This window comes from Pseudomonas sp. 2822-17 (assembly GCF_002742485.1).
Classification (GTDB): domain Bacteria; phylum Pseudomonadota; class Gammaproteobacteria; order Pseudomonadales; family Pseudomonadaceae; genus Aquipseudomonas; species Aquipseudomonas cyclaminis.
In genome coordinates, this window is sequence record NZ_LJRZ01000948.1 from 1 (window position 1) to 232 (window position 232).

Genomic DNA, 232 nt, shown 5'->3' on the forward strand with positions numbered 1-232 from the left:
TGATTTAACTGCAATAACTGGAAGTGCTCCAGCATTTTTATACAGTTTTGTCCAGGCTTTAGAAAAAGCTGCAGTTGAAAATAATGTTTCAAAAGAACAGGCAAGAAAACTTGTTGCAACAATGATAAAAGGATCTGTAGGTATGCTTGAGAATGGTGGTGAACCTGCTGATTTGATTTCACAAGTAGCATCACCTGGAGGGTCTACTGCAGAGGGGTTAAAAGTATTAAAG

At 37.9% G+C, this 232-nt stretch carries 1 protein-coding gene; it reads left to right on the top strand.

The annotated features are described in order from the left end of the window. On the top strand, positions 1 to 232 hold a 232-nt coding region (locus AOA60_RS31890; RefSeq protein ID WP_305887067.1), incomplete at both ends, for a pyrroline-5-carboxylate reductase dimerization domain-containing protein.